The following is a 26,496-nucleotide window of genomic DNA, read 5'->3' on the forward strand; positions in this document are numbered from 1 at the left end:
CGCGAGATCCGAGAGGCGCGCATGACCTCTGTGCCCACGCCGATCCCCTCCCGCACGCAGTACGTGCTGGAGGAGATCAAACGCCGCATACTCACCGGCCGGTTCACACCGGGCCAGGCCCTGGTCGAGGCCGACCTCGCCGCACAGTTCGGGGTGTCCAAGACCCCGGTGCGCGAGGCGCTCAAGACCCTGGCCGGCACGGGCCTGGTCGTGATGAGCCAGTACAAGGGCGTCACGGTGCGCATGGTCGACGCGGACATGGCACGCGCGGTCTACGACGTGCGGCTGCTCCTGGAACCCGAGGCACTCAAGCGCGCCGTGCGCCGCGGCGCCTCCCTGGACGCCGCACGCGACGCGCTGACCCGGGCCGACGAGGCCGACGACACGGCCGAACGGTCGCTCGCCAACCGCGCGTTCCACCGCGCCCTCTACGTGCCCTGCGGCAACCCGCTGCTCGGCCGGATGCTCGACGAGGTCCGCGACCAGGCCGCCCTCGTCTCGGCCGTCGCCTGGGCCGCCGACCCCTCCTGGGAACGGGAGGCGAGCGAGCACCGCGAGATCCTGCGGCTCGCGCTCGACGGGGACGCGGACGGCGCGGCGCGCGCCCTGCACTCGCACATCGCGTCGTTCGTGCGACGGGCCTTCCCCGAAGTCGAAGCGGACTTCGAGGCGGCCCCGGAAGCCCAGAAAGAGGACGGTCAGGCATGACAACGACGTTCGAGACCCAGCGGGCGGCCCTGGCCGACGTGGTGGCGATCCCGGTGACCCCGTTCGCCGAGGACGGCTCCGTCGAACCGGACACCTACCGGGCCCTGCTGCGTCGTCTCCTCGACGGTGGCATCACGACCCTCACCCCCAACGGCAACACCGGCGAGTTCTACGCCCTGACCCCCGACGAGCGCCGGCTGGTCACCGAGCTGACCGTCGAGGAGGCCGGCGACCGCTCGGTGATCCTGGTCGGCGTGGGCCACGACGTGCCCACCGCCGTCGACTCCGCACGGCACGCCCGGGAACTCGGCGCGCAGATGGTGATGGTGCACCAGCCCGTCCACCCCTACGTCTCGCAGAGCGGCTGGGTCGACTACCACCGTGCCATCGCCGAGGCCGTGCCCGAGCTCGGCGTCGTCCCCTACCTCCGCAACGCGCAGCTCACCGGCGCCCGGCTCGCCGAACTCGCCGACGCCTGCCCCAACGTGATCGGCGTGAAGTACGCCGTGCCGGACGCGTCGAAGTTCGCCGCCTTCGCCCGGGACGCGGGACTGGAACGGTTCGTGTGGGTCGCGGGGCTCGCCGAGCCGTACGCCCCCTCCTACTTCTCGGCCGGCGCCACCGGTTTCACCTCGGGCCTGGTCAACGTCGCCCCGTCCGTCTCGCTGAACATGATCGAGGCGCTGCGCTCCGGCGACTACCCGACCGCCATGAAGGTGTGGGAGCAGATCCGCCGCTTCGAGGAACTGCGCGCCGCCAACGGCTCCGCCAACAACGTCACCGTCGTCAAGGAGGCCCTCGCCTCCCTCGGCCTGTGCCGCCGCGAAGTGCGCCCACCGAGCAGACCGCTGCCGGAGAGCGAGCGCGCCGAGGTCGCCGCCATCGCCGCGGGGTGGTCGATATGAAGTCCCCCGAGCAGCTCAGAAGCCACCAGTGGTACGGCACCGACGGCCTGCGCTCCTTCAGCCACCGCGCCCGCACCCGCCAGCTCGGCTACCTGCCCGAGGAGCACCTGGGCAAGCCCGTCATCGCGATCCTCAACACCTGGTCCGACATCAACCCCTGCCACGTCCACCTGCGCGACCGCGCGCAGGCCGTCAAGCGGGGTGTCTGGCAGGCGGGCGGTTTCCCCCTCGAATTCCCGGTCTCCACCCTCAGCGAGACCTTCCAGAAGCCGACCCCCATGCTCTACCGCAACCTCCTCGCCATGGAGACCGAGGAGCTGCTGCGGTCGTACCCGGTCGACGGCGCCGTGCTGATGGGCGGCTGCGACAAGTCCACGCCCGCCCTGCTGATGGGCGCCGCCAGCGCCGACCTGCCCACCGTGTTCGTGCCCGCCGGGCCGATGCTCCCCGGGCACTGGCGCGGCGAGACCCTCGGTTCCGGCACCGACATGTGGAAGTACTGGGACGACAAGCGGGCCGGCCTGATCGGCGACTGCGAGATGCAGGAGCTGGAGAGCGGCCTGGCCCGTTCGCCCGGCCACTGCATGACGATGGGTACGGCGTCCACGCTGACCGCCGCCGCCGAGGCCCTCGGGGTCACGGTCCCGGGCGCGTCCAGCATCCCGGCCGTCGACTCCGGGCACGACCGGATGGCCGCGAAGGCGGGCCTGGCGATCGTCGGTCTGGTCCACAAGGACCGCAGGCTGAGCGACATCCTCACCGCGGACGCGTTCGAGGACGCGGTGACGACCGTCCTCGGACTCGGCGGCTCCACCAACGCCGTCATCCACCTGATCGCCATGGCCGGACGCGCGGGCGTCAAGCTCACCCTCGACGACTTCGACCGCATCGCCCGCACCGTCCCGGTGCTGGCCAACGTGCGGCCCGGCGGCCAGACGTACCTGATGGAGGACTTCCACTTCGCGGGCGGACTGCCCGGGTTCCTCTCCCGGATCCCGGACCTGCTCCACCTCGACCGTCCCACCGTCTGCCACGACACGATGCGCGAGCAGATCGCCGGCGCGCAGGTGCACAACGACGACGTCATCCGGCCCCGCGACAACCCGGTCGCGGACGAGGGCGGGGTCGCCGTGCTGCGCGGCAACCTCTGCCCGGACGGTGCCGTCATCAAGCACGTCGCCGCCGAACAGCACCTGCTTCAGCACACCGGTTCCGCCGTCGTCTTCGACGACTACAAGCAGATGCAGCGGACCATCAACGACCCGGCGCTGAACATCACCGCCGACAGCGTGCTGGTGCTGCGCAACGCCGGCCCCAAGGGGGGACCGGGCATGCCCGAGTACGGGATGCTGCCCCTGCCCGACCACCTGCTCAAGCAGGGGGTGCGGGACATGGTGCGGATCTCCGACGCCCGGATGAGCGGGACGAGTTACGGCGCGTGCGTCCTGCACATCGCCCCCGAGTCGTACGTCGGCGGTCCGCTCGCCCTGGTGCGCACCGGTGACTCGATCACCCTCGACGTCGCCAACCGCCTCCTTCGGCTCAACGTCGACGACGAGGAGCTTCAGCGCCGCCGGGAGCGGTGGACGCCGCCGCCCGTGCGCTACGAGCGCGGCTACGGCGCGCTCTACAACGAGCAGATCACGCAGGCCGACACCGGCTGCGACTTCGAGTTCCTCGCCCGCCCGGGCACGGTCCAGGACCCGTACGCCGGCTGACCGGCCGTCCCCCGGACTCCCGCACACCTACGAAGAAAGCGCTTCACCCGCTCGCGCACCACACAGCACGACGTACCGAGAAACGGAGAACAGTCATGGCCCATGCCGCAGCCGTGGCGAAACCGCCCAGGCCACCCCGGCGGCGCCGTGCCTCCGCCACGCCCCGCAGGCTCCCGTACCTGCTGATCGCGCCGGCCGCCCTGCTCATGCTGGGTTTCATCGCCTACCCGGTCATCAGCGTCTTCTACTACAGCCTGCAGAACTACAACCCCACCAAGCCCTGGCGGAACGGCTACGCGGGCTTCGACAACTTCACCCACATCTTCACCGAGGACCCGCTGTTCTGGGACACCCTCGTCTTCAGCGCCAAGTGGGTCTTCGTCGAAGTCGGACTGCAGCTGCTGTTCGGCCTGGCCCTCGCCCTCATCGTCAACCAGACCTTCGTCGGCCGCGCCCTGGGCCGCGCCATGGTCTTCTCGCCGTGGGCCGTCTCCGGCGTGCTGACCTCCGCGATCTGGGTGCTGCTCTACAACTCCCAGACCGGCATCACCCGTTACCTCGCGGACATGGGCATCGGCGACTACGGCGTCAGCTGGCTGTCGGACACCTCCACCGTCTTCCCGGCGGTGGTCGTCGCCGACCTGTGGCGCGGCGTCCCCTTCTTCGCGATCCTCATCCTCGCCGACCTCCAGTCCGTCTCGAAGGACCTCTACGAGGCCGCCGAGGTCGACGGGGCCAGCCGCATCAAGCAGTTCTGGCACATCACGCTGCCGCACCTGAAGGACGCCATCATCCTGTCCACGCTGCTGCGCGCGGTGTGGGAGTTCAACAACGTCGACCTGCTCTACACGCTGACCGGCGGCGGACCCGCGGGCGAGACCACGACACTGCCGCTGTACATCGCCAACACCTCGGTGGACGCCCACAACTTCGGTTACGCGTCGGCCCTGACCACGGTCGCGTTCGTCATCCTGCTCTTCTGCTCGATGGTCTACCTGCGGCTGAGCAAGTTCGGAGGCGAGAAGTGATCACCAAGGAGGCCACCGTGGCCGCCCCCGCCCCCGCGCGCACCGACCCCGAGCCGCCGCGGCCGAACAAGAAGCGCCGGGCCTGGGACGAGGCACCCCGCTGGCAGATCTACCTGCCCCTGGGCATCTACCTCGTCTTCACCCTCATCCCCTTCTACTGGATCCTGCTCTTCGCGCTCCGCCCGGCCGGCTCCACCTCGCTCGTCCCCTGGCCGATGACCTTCGTCCACTTCGAGAAGGTCTGGACGGACCGCAGCTTCGGCACCTTCTTCTACAACAGCGTGCTGGTCGGCGTCGCCACCCTGATCATGACGACCCTGGTCGCCCTGGCCGGCGGCTACGCCCTCGCCCGGTTCGACTTCAGGATCAAGCGGGGCTTCATGCTCGCCCTGCTCTGCTCCCAGTTCGTGCCCGGCGCGCTGCTCCTTGTCCCGCTGTTCGAGATCTTCGCCGAACTGCAGATGATCAACTCGCTCGGCAGCGTCATCATCGCCGAGACGGTCTTCCAGCTGCCGCTGTCGATCATCCTGATCAGCAACTTCATCAAGAACGTGCCGTACTCCCTGGAGGAGGCCGCCTGGGTCGACGGCTGCAACCGGTTCAAGGCCTTCCGGGTGGTCGTCCTGCCGCTGCTGCGGCCCGGTCTGATCGCCGTCGGCTCCTTCGCCTTCGTCCACTCCTGGAACCACTTCCTGTTCGCCCTGATGTTCCTCAACAACCAGGAGAAGCAGACCATCCCGGTCGGCCTCAACACCCTGATGAGTGCGGACAGCGTCGACCTCGGCGCGCTCGCCGCGGGCGGCATCATCGCGGCCGTCCCCGTCGTGCTCGTCTTCGCCTTCATCCAGAAGTGGCTGATCACCGGGTTCAGCGCGGGGGCGGTGAAGGGATGACCGCACCTCGGACCGCGCCCGGCACCCCGCTGCCCGTCGTCCTCGCCGGCGCCCGCGGCCACGGTCGCTGGCACGTGGCGAACATCCGCCGCCTGGAGGCGGAGGGCCTCGTACGGCTCGCCGGGATCTGCGAGCTCACCCCGCTCACCGAGGACGAGTTCGGCGGTGAACTCCCCGAGCAGTCCGCCGACTTCGGCGCGCTGCTGGACTCCACCGGCGCCCGGATCGCGGTGATCTGCACCCCGATCCCGACCCACACCGACCTCGCCCTCGCGGCGGCCGAGCGGGGCGTGCACATCCTGCTGGAGAAGCCCCCGGCGCCGTCGTACGCCGAGTACCGCCGGATGGCCGACGGGGTCGCCGCGGCCAAGGTCGCCTGCCAGATCGGCTTCCAGTCGCTGGGCTCGCACGCCGTGCCCGCGATCCGCGAACTGGTCGCCGAGGGGGCCGTCGGCCGGGTGGTGGGGATCGGCGGAGCCGGTGCCTGGGTGCGGCCCGAGGAGTACTTCCGGCGGGCGCCCTGGGCGGGCCGGCGCCGGCTGAACGGCGTCGACGTGGTCGACGGGGCGCTCACCAACCCGCTCGCCCACGCCGTCGCCACCGCCCTCGCGCTCGCCGGCAGCACCCGCGCCGAGGACGTCGCCGGCATCGAGACCGAGCTGCTGCGCGCCAACGACATCGAGTCCGACGACACCTCCTGCGTACGGATCACCACCGCGCGGGGCGGTTCGGTCACCGTCGCCGCGACCCTGTGCGCCGAGCGGGCCGACGAGCCGTACGTCCTGGTGCACGGCACCACCGGCCGGATCACCTTCTGGTACAAGCAGGACCGCGTCCTGCTCCAGCGCGCGGACCACGGCCCCGAGGAGATGCGGTTCGATCGCACCGACCTGCTGGAGAACCTCGTCGCCCACCTCACCGACGGCACCCCCCTGCTGGTCACCCCGGACGGGACGGGCGCCTTCATGCGGGTCGTCGAGGCGATCCGCCGGGCCCCCGACCCGGCCCCGCTGCCCGAGGGAGCCTGGCGGCACGTCCCCGGGGAGAACCGCCGGGTCGTGCCCGGCGTCGACGGTCTGGTCGCGGCCGCCGCCGACACCCTGTCCCTCTACTCCGAGCTGGGCGCCTCCTGGGCCCTGCCCGCCCACCACCTGCCGAAAGAGGTGAGCACCCGATGACCGGCAACGACTCCGTGGTGCTGCGCGTCGCGGGCCGGCCCGTCGGCCGGTACGTCACCCGGCCCGAACTGCCGGCCCGGCTCTCCCCGCGGCCGTACCTGCACCCCGTCACCACCCTGGCCGGCACGGCGGTCACCGAGCTGAGCCCCGCCGACCACACCCACCACCTCGGCGTCGGTGTCGCCGTTCCCGACGTCGAGGGGTTCAACTTCTGGGGCGGACGCACCTACGTCCGCGACCGGGGGCCGACCGAGCTGGACAACCACGGCTCCCAGCGGCACACCGCCTACCAGCTGCGCGACCCCGACGGGTTCGTCGAGGAGCTGCGCTGGATGGCCGCGCCGGGCGAGCTGCTGCGCGAGCGCCGCACGGTCGCCGTCACCGAACTCACCGGCGCCGCCTGGGCGCTGGACTTCACCTTCTCCCTCACCAACGTCACCGGTGCGCCGCTCTCCGTCGGCAGCCCCGCCACCAACGGCCGCCCCGGAGCCGCGTACGGCGGCTTCTTCTGGCGGGCCCGCAAGGAGGAGACGGCACCGGACGTCTTCACCGCCCACGCCGAGGGCGAGAGCGAGGTGCACGGCCGGCCCGCCGACTGGGTCGCGCTCGCCGGATCCACCTGGACGCTCGTCTTCGCGGGGGCCACCGAACAGACCAGGCGGGACCCCTGGTTCGTGCGCACCGCCGAATACCCGGGCGTCGGCTCCTCCCTCGCCCACGCCGACCGGCTGCCCCTCCCGCCCGGCGAGACCGCGGTCCGCCGGATCGTCACCGTCGTCGCCGACGGCCGCCTCGACCGGAGCGCCGCCGCCGCCCTGGTCCGCAAGGCGGTGAGCCCGTGACCGCCGAGCAGACCGACCTCACCTACCGCAACCCGGTCCTGGACGCCGACTGGTCCGACCCGGACGTGATCCGGGTCGGCGACGACTTCTACCTGACCGCCTCCAGCTTCGGCCGCGCCCCCGGACTGCCCCTGCTGCACTCCCGCGACCTGGTCAACTGGACCCTCGTCGGCCACGCCCTCGAACGCCTGGAGCCGGAAGCCGAGTTCACGACGCCCCGGCACGACTGCGGGGTCTGGGCCCCGTCCCTGCGCCACCACGACGACCGGTTCTGGATCTTCTGGGGCGACCCCGACCAGGGCATCTTCCAGGTCAACGCCCCCGAGATCCGCGGCCCCTGGACCCGGCCGCTGCTGGTGAAGGCCGGCAAGGGCCTGATCGACCCGTGTCCCCTGTGGGACGACGAGACCGGCGAGGCCTATCTCGTGCACGCCTGGGCCAAGTCCCGCTCCGGCGTCAAGAACCGCCTCACCGGCCACCGGATGCACCCGCACGGCACCGAACTCCTCGACGAGGGCAAGGTGATCGTCGACGCCGACCGCATCCCCGGCTGGTTCACCCTGGAGGGCCCCAAGCTCTACCGGCACGACGGCTGGTTCTGGATCCTCGCCCCCGCCGGGGGAGTGGAGACCGGCTGGCAGGGCGCCTTCCGCTCCCGCGCGTTCTTCGGACCGTACGAGGAGAAGGTCGTCCTGGAGCAGAAGGACACCGACGTCAACGGCCCCCACCAGGGCGGCTGGGTGCGCACCCCGTCCGGCGAGGACTGGTTCCTGCACTTCCAGCAGCGCGGACCGTACGGCCGTGTCGTGCACCTCCAGCCGATGAGCTGGGGCGGTGGGGGCACCTCCCGCTCGAGCGAAGCCGAGAGCGGGGGAGGCTGGCCGGTGCTCGGGGACGACGGCGCCCCCGTCGCCGTCCACCGCCGCCCGGACCTGCCGCCGCAGCCGCCCGCCGCGCCGGCCACCGACGACGACTTCCCCGGCGGACGGTTCGGCCGCCAGTGGCAGTGGACCGCCAACCCGAAGGAGGGCTGGGCCACCCAGCACTCCGCCGACGGGCTGCGACTGACCTGCGTCCGCTCCGCCGACGCGCACGACCTGCGCGCACTGCCCCACGTCCTGACCCAGCGGCTGCCCGGCACCCCGTGCACCGTCGAGGTGGAACTGCGGCTCGACAGCGAGGAACCCGGGGCACGTGCCGGGCTCGCCGTCCTCGGGGACGCGTACCGCTGGATCGGGCTCCAGCGCGGTGCGGACGGCACGGTGCACCTGGTGCACCGGTTCGCCGAGACGGTCGCCGACAAGGAACGCGACGCCGACCACCCGAGGCCCGCTCCCGGCGGCCGGGCCCTGCTGCGCGTCGACATCGGCGCCGGGGCGCGCTGCCGCTTCTCCTGCGACACCGGGGACGGCTTCCGCCCCTCCGGCCAGGTCTTCGCCGCCACTCCCTGGCGCTGGGTCGGGGCCCTGCTCGGCCTGGTCGCCGTGGCACCCACCGGCCAGGGACACGCCGGTACCGCCACGTTCACGCGGTTCCGGATCAGCACCCCGGCGTACGGCTGAACACCGCCGTACGCCCCGACCGACCCCCCACAACTTCACAGTCCGTTGGATCCAGAAGAAGAGAGCCGACCAATGAAGATCAGCATTCTCAGAAACAGCAAGGGCGGACGCCGGGCGTCGGCCGCCGTCGCCCTGGGGGCCGTGCTCGCCCTGACCACCACCGCCTGCGGCGACGACGGCGGCAGCACGGGTGGCGACGGCGCCGAGGGCGACGGCAAGGGCAAGATCGTCTTCTGGGACAACAACGGCGGTGTCCGCACCGAGATCTGGAAGGAGGTCATCGCCGACTTCGAGAAGGCGAACCCGGACATCGACGTCCAGTACGTCGGTATCGCCTCCACCGAGTACCAGTCCAAGGTCGACACCGCCATCCAGGGCGGCGGCCTGCCGGACGTCGGCGGCATCAGCGCCTCGATGCTCGCGGGCTTCGCCGCCCAGGACGCGCTCGACACGCTGGACTTCCGGCTGGCCAAGTCGCCGCTGAACGGCAAGCTCAACAAGGACATGATCGAGTCCTTGCGGGCCGCCGGCGGCGGGGACGACAAGCTGTACTCGATCCCGACCTCGGCGAACAACGGTGTCCTGTACTACCGCACCGACCTGTTCGAGAAGGCGGGCCTGGAGGAGCCGACCACCTGGGACCGGTTCTACGAGGCCGCCGAGAAGCTGACGAACAAGGGCAAGAACGAGTTCGGCTACACCATCCGCGGCGGCGCCGGCTCCATCGCCCAGGCCCTGGACGCGATGTACGGGCAGTCCGGCATCACCTCGTTCTGGGACTCCTCCGGCAAGAAGACCACGGTCAACGACCCGAAGAACGTCGAGGCCCTGGAGAAGTACGCGGGCCTGTTCAAGAAGGTCACCCCCGCGGCCGACCTGAACAACGACTTCACCAAGATGGTCGCGCAGTGGGACTCCGGCACGATCGGCATGCTGAACCACAACCTCGGTTCGTACCAGGACCACGTCAAGGCGCTCACCACCGACAAGTTCCGGGGCATCCCGCAGCCGACCGGACCCGGCGGCAAGCGGGTCCAGGTCTCCAACCCGGTCGACGGCGTCGGCCTGTTCAAGGGCTCCAAGAACAAGGAGGCCGCCTGGAAGTTCATCGAGTTCGCCACGTCGGCGCAGTCGAGCTCGAAGTTCAACGAGTCGGCCGGGCAGGTGCCGGCGCACACGGACGCCGCGAAGGACGAGTGGATCAGTAAGGCGGAGCCCACGAAGCTGGCGGCCGAGGCGCTGAACGACGGTTCCACGACCATCGTCCAGCTGCCGTACTACCTGCCGGACTGGAACACGATCTCCAAGGCGGACAACGAGCCGAACTTCCAGAAGGTCCTGCTCGGGAAGATGAGCGCGAAGGACTTCCTGGACACGATGGCCGGGCAGCTGAACGAGGCGCAGGCCGAGTGGCAGGAGCAGATGGGCTGACACCGGGTCCCTCCTCGCCGTGGGGCGGCCCGATTCGCTTCGGGCCGCGGGCCGTCCCCGGCTTGTCGCGCCCACGCGGCGGAGCCGCACATCGAAACAGTCCCGCGCCCCTTCGGGGCGTTCCTGTCGCCCCCTGTCGAAAGGCACAGTTCGTGTCCCTCACGCGTAGACAGGCTGCCGTCGCCGGGATCGGCGTTCCTCTCGCTCTTGCCATGAGCGGGACCGCGCAGGCAACGCCCGGCCGGCGTTCCCGCACTCTCCACATCGCCGGTGATTCCACCGCCGCCCAGAAGTACGCCGACGCCGCGCCCGAGACCGGGTGGGGAATGGCGTTGCCCTTCCTGCTCCACCGGCACCTCACCGTCGCCAACCACGCCGTGAACGGGCGGAGTTCCAAGAGCTTCGTCGACGAGGGGCGGCTGGAGGCGATCCTCTCCTCGGTCCGGCCCGGTGACCTCCTCCTCGTCCAGTTCGCGCACAACGACGAGAAGACCGCCGACCCCGCCCGCCACACCGAGCCCTGGTCGACGTACCAGGAGTACCTGCGGATGTACGTCGACGGGGCCCGGGCCCGTGGCGCGCGGCCCGTGCTGGCCACCGCCGTGGAGCGGCGGCGGTTCGACGCGGACGGGCGGGCCGTGCCGAGCCACGGGGAGTACCCGGCGGCGATGCGGGAGCTGGCCGCCGAGGAGCGGGTCGCGCTGCTCGACGTCCAGGCGCTGTCGCTGGCGTTGTGGCAGGAGCTCGGGGCCGAGGAGACCAAGAAGTACTTCAACTGGACGGCGGCCGAGCAGGACAACACGCACTTCAACCCGCCGGGCGCGATCGCCGTGGCACGGCTGGTCGCCCGGGAGCTGCTGCGCACCCGGGTGCTCGCACCGCGCGACGTGCGCCGGCTGGACGACGAGATCCCCCAGTCGTGGATCACCTGGCCGGAGGCCGTCGCGTAACACCCCTGGACCATGAGAAGGAGAGCCGCACCATGAACAGATCCGGATGGCATGTGCATGCCACAATGAGAGCCGCCTCGCTGACCGGCTGCACCGCCCTCGTCCTGGCCCTGACCGGCACCGGCGCCCAGGCGCACTCCCCGTCGCACCACCACCGTGACCCCGCCCGGCAGACGCTGGGCGCGGGCGACGGCTGGGCCTCCTACGGCACCGGCACCACCGGAGGCGCCGCCGCCGACCGCGAGCACGTCCACACCGTGCGCACCTGGGCCGAGTTCAAGGCGGCCCTGGCGGCCGGCGGGGACGCCCCGAAGATCATCAAGGTGAAGGGGACCATCGACGCGGTCTCCGAGGGATGCGAGGCGTTCGCCGCGCCCGGCTACGACTTCGACGCCTACCTCGAGACGTACGCGCCGGAGACCTGGGGCCTGGAGCAGGACCTGAGCGCCGAGCCGGACGACAGCCCGGAGGGGCTGCGCAGGGCCTCCGCCGCCGCCCAGGACACCGCCATCAAGGCGACCGTCCCCTCCAACACCACGATCATCGGTGTCGGCCGGAACGCCGGCATCAAGGGCGCCAGCCTGCAGATCAAGGGCGTGGACAACGTCATCGTCCGCAACCTCACCCTCGAGAGCCCGGTCGACTGCTTCCCGCAGTGGGACCCGACCGACGGCAGCCGGGGCAACTGGAACTCCGAGTACGACACCGCGGTGGTGTACGGCTCCACGCACGTCTGGCTGGACCACAACACCTTCACCGACGGGGACCACCCCGACAGCGCGGCCCCGACCCACTTCGGCATGCTGTACCAGCAGCACGACGGCGAGCTGGACATCGTCCGGGGCGCGAACCACGTCACCGCCTCCTGGAACGTCTTCACCGAGCACGACAAGACGATCCTCATCGGCAACAGCGACGGCGAGTCCACCGCCGTCGGCGACCGGGGCAAGCTGAAGGCGACCTTCCACCACAACCTGTTCTCGGGCCTGGTCGAGCGCGCGCCCCGCGTCCGCTTCGGCCAGGTCGACGTCTACAACAACCACTTCGTGGCCACCGAGGGCTACTCCTACAGCTTCGGCGTCGGCAAGGAGTCCCAGCTCGTCGCCGAGCACAACGCGTTCACCCTGGCGAAGGGCATCAGCCCGGCGAAGATCCTCAAGCGGTGGAACGACTCGCCGGTCACCGCCGGGCACAACCTGGTCAACGGCGAGCGGGTCGACCTGATCGCCGTGCACAACGCGGAGATCCCGGCCGAGACCCTGCGGTCCGGCGCCGGCTGGACCCCCACCCTGCGCACCGCCGTCCACCCGGCCCGGGTCGTCCCGTTCCTGGTCGAGTACGGCGCGGGCGCCGGCCGTATCCGCTGACACCCGCGAGCACGGGGCGGGGCGGTCCGCCCCGCCCCGGCCCGTCACCCGTCGCTCGTCGCTCGTCGCTCGTCGCTCGTCGCCGAAGGAGTTTCCGCATGTCCTCGCCCCTGTCCAGAAGGAACTTCCTGCTCACCGGCGCCACGGCCTCCGCCGCGCTCGCCCTCTTTGCCGCCCCGGCGCAGGCGGGCCACCGGCCCCGCGGCCCGTTCGGCCGGTACGGCTCACCGTCCGCCCGCCTCACCCCCAGGACCCTGTACGTCCATCCGCGCGGCGCCGGTGACTTCACTGCCGTCCAGGCCGCCGTCACCGCCGCCACCGGCACCGGACGCACCCTCGTCATCGCCCCGGGCACCTACCGCGAGACGGTCTCCGTCGACGCCGACCGCACCGGCATGACCTGGCTCGGCGCCTCCGAGGACCCCCGTGACGTGGTGATCGTCTACGACAACGCGGCCGGCACCCCCAAGCCGGACGGCTCCGGCACCCACGGCACCTCCGGCTCGGCCACCACCACCGTGCGCCCCGACGGCTTCACCGCCCGCTGGATCACCTTCGCCAACGACTGGCTGCGCACCGACCTCCCCGGCACCAGCGGCACCCAGGCCGTCGCCCTCAAGGTGCAGGGCGACCGCAGCGCCTTCACCCACTGCCGGTTCCTCGGCCACCAGGACACCCTGTACGCCGACTCCCTGTCCCTGGACACCTTCGCCCGCCAGTACTTCGCCCACTGCTACGCCGAGGGCGACGTCGACTTCGTCTTCGGCCGGGCCACCGCCGTCTTCGAGCACTGTCACTTCCGCACCCTGGTCCGCCCCGACCTGACGGCCGCGCCGTACGGCTTCGTCTTCGCACCCTCCACCGCCGGCGCCAACCCGCACGGCTACCTGGTCACCCGGAGCAGGATCAGCAGCGAGGCCCCCGACGGCCACTACAAACTGGCCCGCCCCTGGGTGCCCAGCTCCGACCGCACCGCCCGCCCGATGCTCACCGTCCGGGAGACCCGGCTCGGCGCCGGCATCGACGCGGTCGCGCCGTACACCAACATGGCCAGCGGCTACCCCTGGCAGGACCAGCGGTTCGCCGAGTACCGCAACACCGGCCCCGGCGCGGTGATCACCGTGCCCGGGAACAGGCCCCAGCTCACCCGCGCGCAGGCCGCCTCGCACACCCGGGAGACGTACCTCGGCGACTGGCGGCCGTATGCCCGCCACCGGTGACCTGCCCGGCTTCCACCCGGTGCTCAAGGGCGAGCTGACCTTCCCGCTCGCCTGGGGCACCTCGCCGGTCCGGGACTTCGAGGCGTGGCGGCGCACGGCCCGCGCGGTGGTCGAGGAACACCTCCTCGTCGGCCGGCAGGACGGGACGCCGTACGCCCCGGAGTTCACCGCCCGTGCGGACGGCGACGGGTACACGCGGGAGCTGGTCACCCTCTCCCTCACCCGCTACGGGCGGGTCCGCGGCGCCCTGCTCACCCCGCGGGGCGCCGGCCCGTTCCCGGCGGTCCTGCTGCTGCACGACCACGGGTCCCGGTTCGACATCGGCAAGGAGAAGGGCGTTTGGCCCTGGTACGACGACACCCGCCTTGCCTCCGCCGAGGAGTGGGCCGGCCGGTACTTCGGCGGGCGCTTCGTCGGGGACGAACTGGCCCGGCGGGGGTATGTGGTGTTCTGCGCGGACGCCCTCGGCTGGGGCGACCGTGAGCCGCTCACCTACGAGCGGCAGCAGGCCCTGGCGAGCACCCTCTTCCACCTCGGCGGCTCCCTCGCCGGTCTGCTGGCCCGGGAGGACGTGCGTGCCGCCGGCTTCCTGGCCGGCCTCGACCGCGTCGATGCCCGGCGGATCGCCGCCGTCGGCTTCTCCATGGGCGGCTACCGCGCCTGGCAGGCCGCCGCGCTCAGCGACGACATCGCGGCCGCGGCGAGCGTGTGCTGGATGACCGGCCTCAAGGAGATGATGGTGCCGGGTAACAACACCCTGCGCGGGCAGTCCGCGTTCCACATGCTCCACCCAGGGCTCGCCCGGCACCTCGACATCCCCGACGTGGCGAGCATCGCCGCACCGAAGCCGATGCTGTTCTTCCACGGCGGGCTCGACGCCCTGTTCCCCGCCGACGGGGTGCGGGTCGCGTACGACAGGCTGCGTGCCGTCTGGTGCTCGCGCGGTGCCGGGGAGCGGCTGCGGCTGAAGACGTGGCCGGAGCGCGGCCACGTCTTCGACGCCGTGATGCAGGACGAGGCCTACGCCTGGCTGGAGTCGGTCACCGCCGCGCCGGCCTGACCGACTCCAGGGTCGGCACGACCGGCTCGATGGTGCCGTCGGCGGCGAACTCCAGGCGGTCGATGGTGGTCTCCCGGTGCGTGCCGTCCCCGCCGGACCTCCCGGGGCCGTTCAGCGCGAACCGGTGGTAGACGATGTACCAGTCGTCCGTGCCGGGGGTTTTCACCACGGAGTGGTGACCGGTGCCGAGGATGCCGTACTCGGGGCGCTTGGACAGGATCGTGCCCCGCTCGGTCCAGGGGCCGAGCGGGGACGGGCCGGTCGCATAGGCCACGTGGTAGTTCTCGCTGCGGGTGTCGTCCTCGGACCACATGAAGTAGTACGTGCCGTCGCGCTTGATCACGAAGGAGCCCTCGCGGAAGTCGCCCGGGGTGATGTCCTTCACCTCGGAGGCGTCGAACGACACCATGTCGTCGTTCAGCGGCACCACATAGCCGTGGCCGTTGCCCCAGTACAGGTACGACCGGCCGTCGTCGTCGGTGAACACGGACGGATCGATCATCTGGCCGCCGAACTGCGTCTTGCCGATCAGCGGCTTGCCGAGCGCGTCTGTGAACGGGCCGGCCGGGGAGTCGGCCACCGCGACGCCGATCTGCTGTTCGGCGCAGAAGTAGAAGTAGTACTTCCCGTCGCGTTCCGCGATCGCGGGCGCCCAGGCGTTCTTGTCGGCCCAGGACACGTCGGGCCCGAGGTCGAGGATCACGCCGTGGTCCTTCCAGTGGACCAGGTCCTTCGACGAGAACGCCTTGAACCGTGTCCCGCCCCAGCCGGGGAAACCGTCCGTGGTCGGGTAGATCCAGTACCGGCCGTCCATGTACCGCACGTCGGGGTCCGCGTACAGGCCGGGCAGCACGGGGCTGCGGGTGGGCACTGCCTCGACGGTCCAGGTGCGCCTCGTGCCGTCGGCGGCCGTCACCGTGTATACCTGCGGCTCGCGGAAGTCACGGCGCGCGCCGGACCTCGGGCCGACCGTCGCGCCCTCGGCCGGCCACAGCTTCGGCGCGAGGCGCCGCAGGTCCGCGTCCGGCTCCATCGGCAGCACGACCCTGCCCGTCTCCTCGCTGACGACGGCGTACCCCTTCTGGCCGGGGGCCGTGGCGTCCACGAGCGACGCGGGGCTCTCCGGGTACGCGGCGAGCAACCGGTCGTACTCGGCCTGCGTCACCGGGATGACGGTGCCGTGCCGCGGGCTCGCGGGCAGCTGGTGGTCCGTCGACGGGGTCCACTCGCCCGAGTCGAGGTCGGTGGTCTCGAAGGGGAGGTAGCCCCGGCCGCCGTACTCGTCGATGAACAGGTACCACTTCTCCTCGGTGTTCGACTTGAACACCGTCGGCCCCTCGCCCCGGCTCATCGCGCCGCTGCCGATGCAGTCGGAGACGAAGTCGTAGGAGGTGTCGGTCAGCGACGCCGACTTCTCGCCGGTGACGAACTTCGAGCAGGGCGAGCCGGAGGACGGGTCGCGCTCGTCCTTGGTGTAGCGGTAGTACGTGTCCTCGTGCTCGACGACGGTCGAGTCGATGACCGAGTAGCCCGGGTCGTTCCAGACCTTCGGCTCGCTGAAGGTGCGGAAGTCCTTCGTGGTCGCGTACAGCATCCTGTTGTACGTCGATCCGGTGTGGTCCGGGTCGTCGTCGGCGTACAGCTTGGACGCCCAGAAGACGACGTACGCGTCGAGTTCGTCGTCCCAGTAGGCCTCCGGCGCCCAGGTGTTGCCCGCATTGTCCGGGGAGACCTTCACCAGGCGCCGGTCGGTCCAGTGGACCAGGTCGGTGGACTCCCACACCATGATCGACTTGCTGCCGTGCCGCTGGACCTCGTCCCAGCTGCCGCTGCTGCTCCGGTACATCCGCAGGTCGGTGGCGATCATGTAGAACCTGTCGCCCTCGGGGGAGCGGATCACGAACGGGTCGCGCAGCCCCTTCTCGCCGATCGTGGAGGTCAGCACCGGCTTGCCCGCGTTCAGCTCGCGCCAGTGCAGGGCGTCGTTGCCGCGGCTGAGGGCGTAGCGGATCTGTTCGCCGTCGGCGGTGCCCTCGCCGGTGAAGTAGGCGAAGAGGTAACCGGCGTACGGGGACTTCTTCACGGGCGGTGCTCCGGGGTGTGCGGTGCCCGGCGGGGCGGCGAGCAGGGCGAGGAGAAGGGCGAGGAACGGGACGAGAAGCGTGCGACGGGCAGTGGGGCGGCGCATGACACTTCCTGTCGGAGTCTGAGGGATTCTGTTGTTTCTCGGAGTGTCACCAGTGGAGTGCGGGGCGTCAACAGCTGCGAGTGGGACGGAGAGCGCCGAAAGTTTTCGGGTGTTTTCGCTGTTCGGGGCCTCGGACGAACGGCGGACGCCCCGCCGGAGGTGAGCCGGCGGGGCGTCCTGGTGGCGGTCCGGATGGGGGTCCGGACCGCCGGGGGCACCGGCCGCCCGAGGGGGGCTCGGGCGAGACCGGTCACCGGCCGTCCGAGGGGGGCTCGGACGGTACCGGTCACCGGGCCGCCGGACGTCGAGACGGCGGCCCGGGGTCATGGGCCCGGAGGGATCACTTGTAGGTGATGTCCGAGGAGGAGAACTTGCAGTACTTCCCGTCGGCACCGGAGCCGAGGTCCTTCGGCTCCTTGCCCGTGTTGTTGCCCTGGAAGCGGGTGCAGGTCTTGATCTTCTTCTTGCTGTCGCCCTGGATGCGGATCTGCGACAGCGTGGCGGTGTCGCCGTAGTTGGTGTTGATGCCGACGAGCGACTTGCCGGGCGCGACGACGTCGATGTCCTTCAGCACGATCGTGCGCTTGTACTGCGTCGAGCAGTTGCCGCAGGAGCGCACCAGCTTGCCGAAGTCCTCGACCCGGAAGCCGCTCACGGTCAGCGTGCCGGCGCCGTTGAACTGCAGCACCTTGTCGTCGGCCTTCCTCGCGCCGCCGCCGATCACCTTGTACTGGGCCGACGAGGACTTCCCCTTGAAGCTGGCGGCGTCCTCGCCGACGTCCAGCCACCACACGTTCTGCAGCGTGCAGCTGCCCTTGCAGTGCACGCCGTCGGCGGCCGGGGTGCCGATGATCACGTTCTTCAGCGTGGCGCCGTCGGCCAGCTCGAAGACCGGGTCCTGGCCCTCGTCCTGGCTGTCGCCGCCGAGGGCGCCGGTGCCGTAGAACTTCTTCATGCCGCCGTCGTACGTTCCGGAGACCGGAACGGTCTTGGACACCGGCTTGCTGCCGGTGTCGGAGGGCCAGGACGACGCGGCGCCCGCCGTGGAGAGCATCGTCGTGGTGACGATCGCCGCGCCCGTGACGCCGAGCGCGGAGACACCGGCGATCAGGGCCCGCCGCTTGGTGGTCCGGCGGCGGTGGGAGGCGGGCTGTTCGGGTCGTGCAGTCATGCGCGATGTCCTTGTGTGGAGAGGGTCTTTGCGTCTCCTGGTCGCCGCCGCCCCGGAAAGGGTTGCCGTCTTTGACGATCTTTTTTCAGGACTCCTCGTCGTCCGCCGCGTCCTCGTCGTCCTGCGCCGCGAAGTCACCGCCGACCGCGAGCTCTTCGGAGCCGGTGCCGGCCCTCGCCGTGTAGGTGTCCTCCCCGGCGTCCCGGCCGCCCCGCTCGTGGTCGTACTGCCCGGCGAAGACCCACTCGCCGGGTTCGATCGTGCGGCCGTCCTTGAGCGTCCAGACGTAGACGAGGAAGCCGTCCCGCTCGTCCACCGAGAGCTCGAACTCGTCCTCGGGCAGCGAGCGCCAGGCACCCGTGGAGGTCACCCCGCCGGTCTGCGCGATCCGCAGCTCCACGGTGAGCGAGGTCAGCCGCTCGGTGGTCTTCAGGGTGACGTTGCTCTGCGCCCAGAACTCGTTGCTGTGCGGGTCCACCGAGCCGTCCGACCACAGCGGCCCGTCCTCGACCCCGGCCGGCGGCCGGGCGGAGCCGCCGGACGGATTCGGCGTCCCCGCGGGCGGGGTGGCCGTGTTCCGGGGCCGCTCCGGGGCGTCCGGTACGGGGTCCACCGACGGCTCGGGCGGCCGGCTCGTCGCCTCCGGGGACGGCGTGGGCGTCGGCGAGACGGCCACCTGCCGCTGCGGCGGCTTCTCGTCCTGCACCGACGACGCGACCGCGTAGCCGCCCACCGCCAGTACCCCGGCCACCGCGGCCGTCGCGCCCGCCACCCGGAACCAGCCGAACACCGGCGGACGCGTGGCCCGGTGCTCCGGGCGGGCCGGTCCGGCCATGCCCCGCTCCACCCGGGCCAGCATGCGCTCCCGGTCGGGCTCGTGCGCCCCGGCCGCCTCGTGCAGCCGGGCGCGCAGCTCCTCGTGCACGTCCCGCCGCATCGTCATCGGTTCCTTCCCGTGGCCCTGCCGGGGCGTTTGCGCACGTTCCCGGCCGTCTCCCCGCCCGCGGTCGCCGCCACCGCCGCGTGCACCTGACGCGGTACCTCCCGCGTGCCCAGCAGCCGCTGCAGTTCGGTCATCCCCTTCGAGGTCTGGCTCTTCACCGTACCCACCGAGACGCCCAGAGCCAGCGCGGTGTCCTTCTCGGACAGGTCGAAGGCGTGTCGGAGCACCACGCACGCCCGCTTGCGGAACGGCAGCCGGCGCAGCGCCTCCTGCACGTCCACCACCCCGGGCACGTCGGGGTTCTCGATCCGTTCCTCGCGCGGCGACCAGAACAGCGCGATCCGCCGCCGTTCGCGCACCGCGCTGCGGATCCGGGTACGGGCCAGGTTGGCCACCACGCCCCGGGCGTAGGCCGCCGGATGGTCGGCGGCGCGCACCCGGTCCCAGCGGTGCCACAGCGCCAGCAGCGCGTCGGCCGCCAGATCGTCGGCGGCGTCCGCCTCACCCGTCAGCAGATGTGCCAGCCGGGACAGTTCGGCGTAGTGGCGTTCGAAGAACGCGTGGAACTCCACGGAGGCGGCGTCGTCGACGACGGTGCCCACGGGCGACCTCCCCTCGCAGTGACGTCGGGCGCCCGACGGGCACCGGTGACAATGTGTGTCATGTAGATGACACGTGAAAATCCGGAGTGACCGGCGTGAGTTCCGGAGCGTAGCAGTGATCATTCACAGCCCGGTGCGGAGGGTCGAACGGCGTCTGACCGGTCGGCGTGCGCATCCGTAACACGAGCCGTGGCAAAGGGGGGTTCAACGCGGATCCGGCCGGACGGACGATCGGCGTGAAACAGCCGTCCGCGCGAGGAGACGGGCCGCCCCCGGGGGGAGGGGGCGGCCCGTCCGTACAGACGGCCTTTCGGCGGGCAAGGTTCAGTCCCGCAGCGCCGCCTCCATCGCCGCCTTGGCCACCGGGGCCGCCGGACCGTTGCCGCCGACCTCCGAGCGGGCCGCGTCGGACTGCTCCACCACGACCGCCACGGCGACCTCCGCGCCCGAGGAGTCCGGCTTCGCGTACGTCTCGCTCGCGTTGCGCCGGTTGTCACTGTCGTCCGCGAGCGCCCGGCCCTCGTGGAACTGCACCTGGGTCACCCTGACCGGCAGGGCGAACACCAGGAGCGGCGTGAAGACGGAGGCACGCCCGATCGTCCTGTTCGTTCCGTTCGGGCAGACGGACGGGAGGCGTCGGATCGTTCCCTTCCGCCCGGTTTCTCATCGGGCGTTCACCAAGCCGGCCCCGCGCCGGACACGGAGTCATGTGTCGCGCAGGAAGCCCGACTCGTACGCCGCGATGACGGCCTGGGTGCGGTCCCGGGCGCCCGTCTTGGCCAGCACCGAGGCCACGTGCGTCTTCACCGTCGCGGCGCCGACCTCCATCCGCCGGGCGATCTCCGCGTTGGTCAGCCCGGCCGCCATGAGCCGCAGCACCTCGCTCTCCCGCCCGGTCAGCCGCGCCACCCACGGGGGAGGCGCGGGGGACGCGCGCGCGTGCTCGGTGGCGAGGGCGCGGACCGCCGCCGGGAACAGCAGCGTGTCGCTGCGGGCCACCAGCCGTACCGCCCCGATCAACGCGTCGGCCCGCGCCCGCTTGAGGAGGAACCCGGCGGCTCCGGCGCGCAGGGCGTCGTACACGTAGGAGTCGTTCTCGAAGGTGGTGACGACGACGATCCGGGGCGGCTCGTCGAGACCGGCGAGGATCTGCTCGGTGGCGCGGATGCCGTCGATCTCCGGCATCCGTACGTCCATCAGCACGATGTCCGGCCGTTGTTCCCGCACCACGGCCACCGCCTCCGCCCCCGTGGCGGCCTCACCGACCACCTCCAGATCCGGCTCGGCGGACAGGATGGCCCGCAGGGCGGTGCGCACCATGCGCTCGTCGTCGGCGAGGACGACACGGATCGGGGCGGGGCCGGTCATGAGGGCTCCTCGAGAGGGTGACGCGGTCCGGGAGGACCGGGTGCGGCCGACGGGGGCGTCAGGGGCAGCCGTACACGGAGACGCCAGGTGCCGTCCGCCGGGCCCGCCCGTGCCGTGCCGCCCAGCAGGCGGGTGCGGGACTCGATGCCGGTCAGTCCGTGGCCGCCGCCGGGGCGGGCCGCGGGAGGTGCCGTGAGGGGGTTCTCGACGGTGATCTCCAGGTGGCCGGCGCGCGGTTCGACGCGTACGGTCACCGTGACCCTCTCACCGGCGTGCTTGAGGGCGTTGGTCAGGCCCTCCTGGACGATGCGGTAGGCCTCGCGGGAGAGCACCGGCGGCAGGCTCTCCAGCGGCGCGCCGATCGTGGCCGTCACCGTCGGCCCGGCGGCCCGGGTGCGGCGCAGCAGGCCGTCCAGGTCGGCGGCGAGCGTGGGCGCCGGAGCCGTACCGGGCGCGTCGCCGTCCCGCAGCACACCGAGCACCGCGTCGAGTTCGCCGACCGTGCGCCGGGTGGTCTCCTCGATCGCGGCGAGGGCCTCCCGGACGAACTCCGGGTCGGTGCCGAGGACCCGGCGGGCCGCGCTCGCCTGCAGGGTCACCGCGCTCAGTGCGTGCCCCACCGAGTCGTGCAACTCGCGCGCCAGCCGGTTGCGTACGGCGAGGTCGGCGGCGCGTGCCTCGGCGGCGGCGAGCCGGTCCTCGGGGGTCGGACCGAGCAGCGCGGGCGCCCAGCGGGCCAGCAGCGCGCCCGCCCCCGCCGCACAGCCCGCCAGCGCGAGGAGCGACGCCACGCCCGCGACAGGCGCGAGCGCCAGTGCCCACGTGTGCTCGAAGACGTCCGGCAGTCCGAGCCGGGTGTCCCGCAGCCCCGCGGCGAGCGGCAGCACGATCAGCACGGCGGCGAACGGCGGCAGCGCCAGCGACATCCCGGCGACGATCCCGCCGACCCCCAGGTGCAGCGTGAACCACAACGCCGTACGGCCCTTGGCCGCCCGGCCGCGGGCGGGGCCGTCGGCGAGCAGGGCGCCGTCCACTCCGCACAGCCAGCGCACGGCGGCGCTCTCCAGCGGCCGGGTCAGCGGGAAGAGCGAGGAGACGGCGGCGAGCGGCAGACCCAGGGCGAAGGAGGCGAGCTGGAGGGCGATCGACGAGAAGACCTCGGTGGAGCCGGTCACGGGGCCGACGACGACCGCGCCGACCAGGACGTACGGCATGGCGAGCGCGCCGCCCAGGATCAGATGGATCCAGCGCGGCCGCGCCCGCCGGCCGAACAGCGGCCGCAGGAACGCCCTCACGCCACCGGCTGCCGCGCGGCCCCGGCGGACCGCGCCGCGAGGAAGCGGGCGCCGACGGTGGCGACGAGGAGGCCGACGATCATCTGGCCAGCGTAGGTCAGCAGCATCAGCCCTGTCGGCCGGTCGGCGGGATCCCCACCGGAGAGCAGCGCGGCGGCCGCCATCCAGCCGCCCCAGCAGGCGACGGCACCCGAACCGATTCCCACGAGGGCCAGCGGCACCCGCACCGGCAGCGCCGGAACCCACCGGAAGGCCAGCACCACGCCCCCGGCGACCGCGGCCAGGAGGAAGCCGACGTACAGGGACTCCAGTACATGGAAGTCGCTGCCCCGGTCCGCGACGACGCCCTCGGGCAGCCCGGTGGTGCCACCGCAGGCCCACACCGTCCGCAGGGTCAGCGGGAACAGCGCGAGCACGGCGGCCGCCACCGCCGGGGCCCGCTGCGCCGTCCCCGCGGGACGGGCGGGCAGGTCCCACATCCGGCCGCGCCACAGACGGCCCCAGCGGTCCCGGGCGTACAGCACGAACAGCGCGCCCAGCGCCAGGCCCTGGACGATGAACCCGGTGTAGACGACGGCGAACACCCACTCGCGCAGGAAGGGTTCGCCCTCGCCGCCGGAGGTGCCCGCGGCGCTCCCGCCGAACGCGCGCACCAGCATCTGGACCGGATAACCGGCCATGACCGGCGCCAGCAGCCCCGTCGCCACCCACATCGGCACCGCGAGCAGCCAGGCGGGCACCGCGCGGCCCCACGGCCGGGTCAGCAGCAGCACGAGCACGATCACCGCGCCGTCCATCAGTACCGTGAGGATGTTGGCGACGGCCATCGCGGTGGGGTGGTCGAGGAGCGGGCTGCCCTCCGGCACGCCTACGTGACTGCCCGCCACCCATGCGATCTTGAGAGCGATGTACGGCAGGCAGGCCACGACGGCGACGGCACGCAGCAGCCTGCGGGAGCGGGGGAGCGCGGGGCCGCCGGTGACGACGGCGGAGGCGAGTGTCTGTGACATGCCCTCACACTCCCGCGCGGCGATCTGCCCGCACATCCTGCACGGCGACGATCCGCCTCCGCCGCGCGGGGGAGGACCGGGTCACCCGTCCAGCGTGAGCACCAGCTCGTCGATCTCCGCACCCCGCGCGGGCGCGTACGCCGTGGCCCGCGCGGAGACCTCGAAGCCGCACCGCTCCAGCACCCGCCGCGACCCCGCGTTGTCCGCGGCCACGCGCGCGTACAGCGGGCGTTCGCCCACCTCCGCCAGCAGCCCGCGCAGCGCGGTGGTGGCGATGCCCTTGCCCCAGTAGGCGCGGTCGACCCAGTAGGTCACCTCGCGCTCGCCCGGCTCCCCGTACACCGCCGCGTGCCCCACCACGTCGCCGTCGCCTAGGACCGTGCGCACCACGATCCCCGGCGAGCTGCGGATGCGCGCCCAGTGGGCGTCGAAGCCGGCCCGGTCGGCGGGGTCGTCGGGGGTGAAGGCCGCCATGCGCAGCGCCTCCGGGTCGTTCAGCTGCCGGTAGAAGACCGGCAGGTCGCTGTCGTGCACCGGCCGCAGGGCGATGTCCACGGGTCAGAGCCTCCGGGTGGCCAGGGTCAGCCGGTCGCGCGCGTCGAACAGGGCGTCCTTGACCATCTGCTCGTGCGCGGGCGTGAGCCGCGCCACCGGCACCGAGCAGCTGATCGCGTCCCGCGCGGGGGTGCGGTACGGGATCGCCACACCGAAGCAGCGCAGCCCCAGCGTGTTCTCCTCGCGGTCCACGGCGAAGCCCTGCTCCCGCACCAGGTGCAGCTCCTCGATGAGCTTCTCCCGGTCCGTGATGGTGTGCTCGGTCAGCGCGGGCAGCGTCTGAGGGAGCATCTTGCGCACCTGCTCGTCCGGGTACGTGCTCAGCAGCGCCTTGCCCAGCGACGTCGAGTGCGCGGGCAGCCGGCGGCCGACCCGGGTGAACGGGCGCAGGTAGTGCTGCGACTGGCGGGTGGCGAGATAGACCACGTTGGTGCCGTCGAGCCGGGCGAGGTGGATGGTCTCCGTGGTGTCGTCGGAGAGCCGGTCCAGGGTGGGGCGGGACGCCGCGACGACCTCGTCGCCGTCGATGTACGACGTGCCCACCAGCAGCGCCCGCACGCCGATGCCGTACCGGGTGCCCGTCGCGTCCGTCTCCACCCAGCCGAGGTCCACGAGGGTGCGCAGCAGCATGTAGAGGCTCGACTTGGGGTAGCCGACGGCCTCCTGGACCGCCGCCAGGGAGTGCATACCGGGGCGCCCGGCGAAGTATTCGAGCAGTTCAACGGTCCGTACCGCGGACTTGACCTGTGCCCCGCCGCCCGTCTCGCCAGCCGACATCGCCCTTGACCCCTTCGTTCGCCTGGAAATAGTCTCCGAAGCACATTCACCGACAGAGACAGCGTTCAGTATATCGAACAACCCTGGTGGATGACGTACATACTGCGGCATTGCATGCGGCAATCAAGTGGAGGGACCCGCGGTGGCAGCAGCACCAGTCTGGAGTGTCGACCCCCGAACCGGGAAGCAGCGTGAACAGGTTGCGGTGGAGGCCACAGCCCAGGAGGTCGACGCCGCCGTCCGTGCCGCGCACGACGCGCGCGGCACGCTGACGGACCGCACCGTCCGCGCGGCCTTCCTGCGCACGGCCGCCGACGAGCTGGAAGCGGCCAGGGACCAGCTCGTCGAGGTCGCCGACGCGGAGACCGCGCTCGGCCCGGTCCGGCTCACCGGCGAACTCGCCCGCACCTGCTACCAGCTGCGGGCCTTCGCGGGCATCGTCGAGGAGGGCGCCTTCCTCGACGTCGTCATCGACCACCCCGACGACACCGCCACCCCGCCCGTCCCGGACCTGCGCCGCTACAAGATCCCGCTGGGCGCCGTCGCCGTCTACTCGGCGTCCAACTTCCCCTTCGCCTTCTCCGTGGCCGGCGGCGACACCGCGAGCGCCCTCGCGGCCGGCTGCCCGGTCGTCGTCAAGGCCCACCCCGACCACCCCGGACTGTCCGAGCTGGTCGCCAAGGTCCTGCGCCGGGCCGCCGCCCGCCACGACCTCCCCGAGGGCGTGCTCGGCCTGGTACACGGCTTCGAGGCCGGCATCGAGCTCATCAGGCACCCGCTGGTCTCGGCGGCCGGCTTCACCGGGTCGATCCGCGGGGGCCGCGCCCTCTTCGACGCGGCCGCCGCCCGGCCCGTCCCGATCCCCTTCCACGGTGAGCTGGGCTCCCTGAACCCGGTCGTGGTCACCGAGGCCGCCGCCGCCGAGCGCGGCGAGGCGATCGGCGCCGGGCTCGCCGGTTCGATGACGCTGGGCGTCGGCCAGTTCTGCGTGAAGCCGGGCCTCGTCCTCGCGCCGGCCGGCGCGGCCGGTGACGCGCTGGTCAAGTCGCTGACGGACGCCGTCAGCGACACCGACGCCGGTGTCCTGCTCGACCACCGCATGCGCGACAACTTCGTCGCCGGGGTTGCCGAGCGCGCCCAGCTGCCCGACGTGGAGTCCCCGGTCACCCCGGGCGCGGGCGGCGAGCACACCGTCAGCGCGGGCTTCCTCACCGTCCCCGCGAGCCGGCTGGCCCAGGAGGGCGAGCACGACCTGCTGCTCGAGGAGTGCTTCGGGCCGGTCACCGTCGTGGCCCGCTACGAGGACGACGCCGAGGTGCGGGGTGTGCTGTCGCGGCTGCCGGGCAACCTCACGGCGACCGTGCAGCTGTCCGCCGAGGAGGCGGCCGGGGAGGGGCGTGGCGCGGAGATCCTTGCGGAGCTGACGCCGCTGGCCGGGCGCGTCCTGGTCAACGGCTGGCCGACGGGGGTCGCGGTCGCCCCGGCCCAGCACCACGGTGGGCCGTACCCGGCGACGACCTCCACGTCCACGTCGGTGGGCGGCACGGCCATCGAGCGGTGGATGCGGCCGGTCGCTTACCAGGGGACGCCCGAGGCCCTGCTGCCCGCGGAGCTGAAGGACGACAACCCGCTGGGGCTGCCCCGGAGGTTCAACGGCAGGCTGGAGCGCTAGAGGCCGCTCGCCCCGCGCCCGGTCGGGCCGTGGCCCCGGACCCGCTCCGGGGC

24 protein-coding genes are annotated in these 26,496 nt (G+C 72.1%); 14 read left to right on the forward strand and 10 right to left on the reverse strand.

The window, feature by feature from the left end:
- Positions 1-21: 21 nt before the first annotated feature.
- From ACFXAE_RS29350 to ACFXAE_RS29410, 13 genes are all read left to right on the forward strand, one after another.
- Positions 22-708 (forward strand): GntR family transcriptional regulator, encoded by a 687-nt coding sequence (locus ACFXAE_RS29350; protein WP_384720280.1) that lies wholly within the window; start codon positions 22-24, stop codon positions 706-708.
- A complete protein-coding gene (locus tag ACFXAE_RS29355) occupies positions 705-1,613 on the forward strand; it encodes a dihydrodipicolinate synthase family protein (protein ID WP_384720283.1) in 909 nt (302 codons plus the stop codon). Before ACFXAE_RS29350 ends, ACFXAE_RS29355 begins: the two co-directional genes overlap by 4 nt.
- Positions 1,610-3,331 (forward strand): L-arabinonate dehydratase, encoded by a 1,722-nt coding sequence (araD, locus tag ACFXAE_RS29360; RefSeq protein WP_384720286.1) that lies wholly within the window; start codon positions 1,610-1,612, stop codon positions 3,329-3,331. Before ACFXAE_RS29355 ends, araD begins: the two co-directional genes overlap by 4 nt.
- A 95-nt stretch (positions 3,332-3,426) precedes the next feature.
- Entirely contained in the window at positions 3,427-4,359 is a 933-nt protein-coding gene (locus tag ACFXAE_RS29365; protein ID WP_384720289.1) for a carbohydrate ABC transporter permease, read from the forward strand.
- Positions 4,356-5,252, forward strand: coding sequence for a carbohydrate ABC transporter permease (locus ACFXAE_RS29370; RefSeq protein ID WP_384720292.1), 897 nt, complete (start codon positions 4,356-4,358; stop codon positions 5,250-5,252). Before ACFXAE_RS29365 ends, ACFXAE_RS29370 begins: the two co-directional genes overlap by 4 nt.
- On the forward strand, positions 5,249-6,430 hold the full coding sequence (locus ACFXAE_RS29375) for a Gfo/Idh/MocA family protein (protein WP_384720295.1): 1,182 nt from the start codon (positions 5,249-5,251) through the stop codon (positions 6,428-6,430). The genes ACFXAE_RS29370 and ACFXAE_RS29375 overlap by 4 nt, the downstream gene beginning before the upstream one ends.
- Positions 6,427-7,272: a PmoA family protein gene (locus ACFXAE_RS29380; RefSeq protein ID WP_384720298.1), complete on the forward strand. Its 846-nt coding sequence runs from the start codon at positions 6,427-6,429 to the stop codon at positions 7,270-7,272. Before ACFXAE_RS29375 ends, ACFXAE_RS29380 begins: the two co-directional genes overlap by 4 nt.
- Complete coding sequence (locus ACFXAE_RS29385) at positions 7,269-8,834, forward strand: family 43 glycosylhydrolase (RefSeq protein WP_384720301.1); 1,566 nt, start codon at positions 7,269-7,271, stop codon at positions 8,832-8,834. The genes ACFXAE_RS29380 and ACFXAE_RS29385 overlap by 4 nt, the downstream gene beginning before the upstream one ends.
- A gap of 72 nt (positions 8,835-8,906) precedes the next feature.
- Positions 8,907-10,265, forward strand: coding sequence for an ABC transporter substrate-binding protein (locus tag ACFXAE_RS29390; RefSeq protein WP_384720304.1), 1,359 nt, complete (start codon positions 8,907-8,909; stop codon positions 10,263-10,265).
- A gap of 212 nt (positions 10,266-10,477) precedes the next feature.
- Complete coding sequence (locus tag ACFXAE_RS29395) at positions 10,478-11,215, forward strand: rhamnogalacturonan acetylesterase (RefSeq protein WP_384720307.1); 738 nt, start codon at positions 10,478-10,480, stop codon at positions 11,213-11,215.
- Between the two features lie 32 nt (positions 11,216-11,247).
- Positions 11,248-12,582: a polysaccharide lyase family 1 protein gene (locus tag ACFXAE_RS29400; protein ID WP_384720310.1), complete on the forward strand. Its 1,335-nt coding sequence runs from the start codon at positions 11,248-11,250 to the stop codon at positions 12,580-12,582.
- Positions 12,583-12,680: 98 nt separating this feature from the next.
- Positions 12,681-13,802 (forward strand): pectinesterase family protein, encoded by a 1,122-nt coding sequence (locus ACFXAE_RS29405; RefSeq protein WP_384720313.1) that lies wholly within the window; start codon positions 12,681-12,683, stop codon positions 13,800-13,802.
- Positions 13,786-14,862, forward strand: a complete 1,077-nt coding sequence (locus ACFXAE_RS29410) for a dienelactone hydrolase family protein (protein ID WP_384720316.1) — start codon at positions 13,786-13,788, stop codon at positions 14,860-14,862. The genes ACFXAE_RS29405 and ACFXAE_RS29410 overlap by 17 nt, the downstream gene beginning before the upstream one ends.
- Here ACFXAE_RS29410 and ACFXAE_RS29415 read toward each other — a convergent pair.
- From ACFXAE_RS29415 to ACFXAE_RS29460, 10 genes are all read right to left on the reverse strand, one after another.
- Positions 14,843-17,050: a family 43 glycosylhydrolase gene (locus tag ACFXAE_RS29415; RefSeq protein ID WP_384720319.1), complete on the reverse strand. Its 2,208-nt coding sequence runs from the start codon at positions 17,048-17,050 to the stop codon at positions 14,843-14,845. The genes ACFXAE_RS29410 and ACFXAE_RS29415 overlap by 20 nt on opposite strands.
- Before the next feature lie 340 nt (positions 17,051-17,390).
- Entirely contained in the window at positions 17,391-18,221 is an 831-nt protein-coding gene (locus tag ACFXAE_RS29420; protein ID WP_384720322.1) for a pectate lyase, read from the reverse strand.
- A gap of 85 nt (positions 18,222-18,306) precedes the next feature.
- Positions 18,307-19,164 carry a hypothetical protein gene (locus ACFXAE_RS29425; RefSeq protein WP_384720325.1) on the reverse strand — a complete coding sequence of 286 codons (858 nt, stop codon included), beginning with the start codon at positions 19,162-19,164 and terminating at the stop codon, positions 18,307-18,309.
- Positions 19,161-19,766, reverse strand: coding sequence for a SigE family RNA polymerase sigma factor (locus tag ACFXAE_RS29430; RefSeq protein ID WP_384720328.1), 606 nt, complete (start codon positions 19,764-19,766; stop codon positions 19,161-19,163). Before ACFXAE_RS29430 ends, ACFXAE_RS29425 begins: the two co-directional genes overlap by 4 nt.
- Positions 19,767-20,090: 324 nt before the next feature.
- Positions 20,091-20,330: a hypothetical protein gene (locus ACFXAE_RS29435; RefSeq protein ID WP_384720357.1), complete on the reverse strand. Its 240-nt coding sequence runs from the start codon at positions 20,328-20,330 to the stop codon at positions 20,091-20,093.
- A gap of 141 nt (positions 20,331-20,471) precedes the next feature.
- Positions 20,472-21,134: a response regulator gene (locus tag ACFXAE_RS29440; protein WP_384720331.1), complete on the reverse strand. Its 663-nt coding sequence runs from the start codon at positions 21,132-21,134 to the stop codon at positions 20,472-20,474.
- A complete protein-coding gene (locus tag ACFXAE_RS29445) occupies positions 21,131-22,429 on the reverse strand; it encodes a sensor histidine kinase (RefSeq protein WP_384720334.1) in 1,299 nt (432 codons plus the stop codon). Before ACFXAE_RS29445 ends, ACFXAE_RS29440 begins: the two co-directional genes overlap by 4 nt.
- A complete protein-coding gene (locus ACFXAE_RS29450) occupies positions 22,426-23,439 on the reverse strand; it encodes a hypothetical protein (RefSeq protein ID WP_384720337.1) in 1,014 nt (337 codons plus the stop codon). The genes ACFXAE_RS29445 and ACFXAE_RS29450 overlap by 4 nt, the downstream gene beginning before the upstream one ends.
- Positions 23,440-23,520: 81 nt before the next feature.
- On the reverse strand, positions 23,521-23,994 hold the full coding sequence (locus tag ACFXAE_RS29455; RefSeq protein ID WP_384720340.1) for a GNAT family N-acetyltransferase: 474 nt from the start codon (positions 23,992-23,994) through the stop codon (positions 23,521-23,523).
- 3 nt (positions 23,995-23,997) lie between these two features.
- Positions 23,998-24,771: an IclR family transcriptional regulator gene (locus ACFXAE_RS29460; protein WP_384720343.1), complete on the reverse strand. Its 774-nt coding sequence runs from the start codon at positions 24,769-24,771 to the stop codon at positions 23,998-24,000.
- Positions 24,772-24,913: 142 nt separating this feature from the next.
- Here ACFXAE_RS29460 and ACFXAE_RS29465 point away from each other — a divergent pair, with 142 nt between their 5' ends.
- Positions 24,914-26,443: an aldehyde dehydrogenase (NADP(+)) gene (locus tag ACFXAE_RS29465; RefSeq protein WP_384720346.1), complete on the forward strand. Its 1,530-nt coding sequence runs from the start codon at positions 24,914-24,916 to the stop codon at positions 26,441-26,443.
- The last annotated feature ends 53 nt before the right edge of the window (positions 26,444-26,496 follow it).

The organism is Streptomyces sp. NPDC059454 (genome assembly GCF_042749965.1).
Lineage (GTDB): Bacteria > Actinomycetota > Actinomycetes > Streptomycetales > Streptomycetaceae > Streptomyces.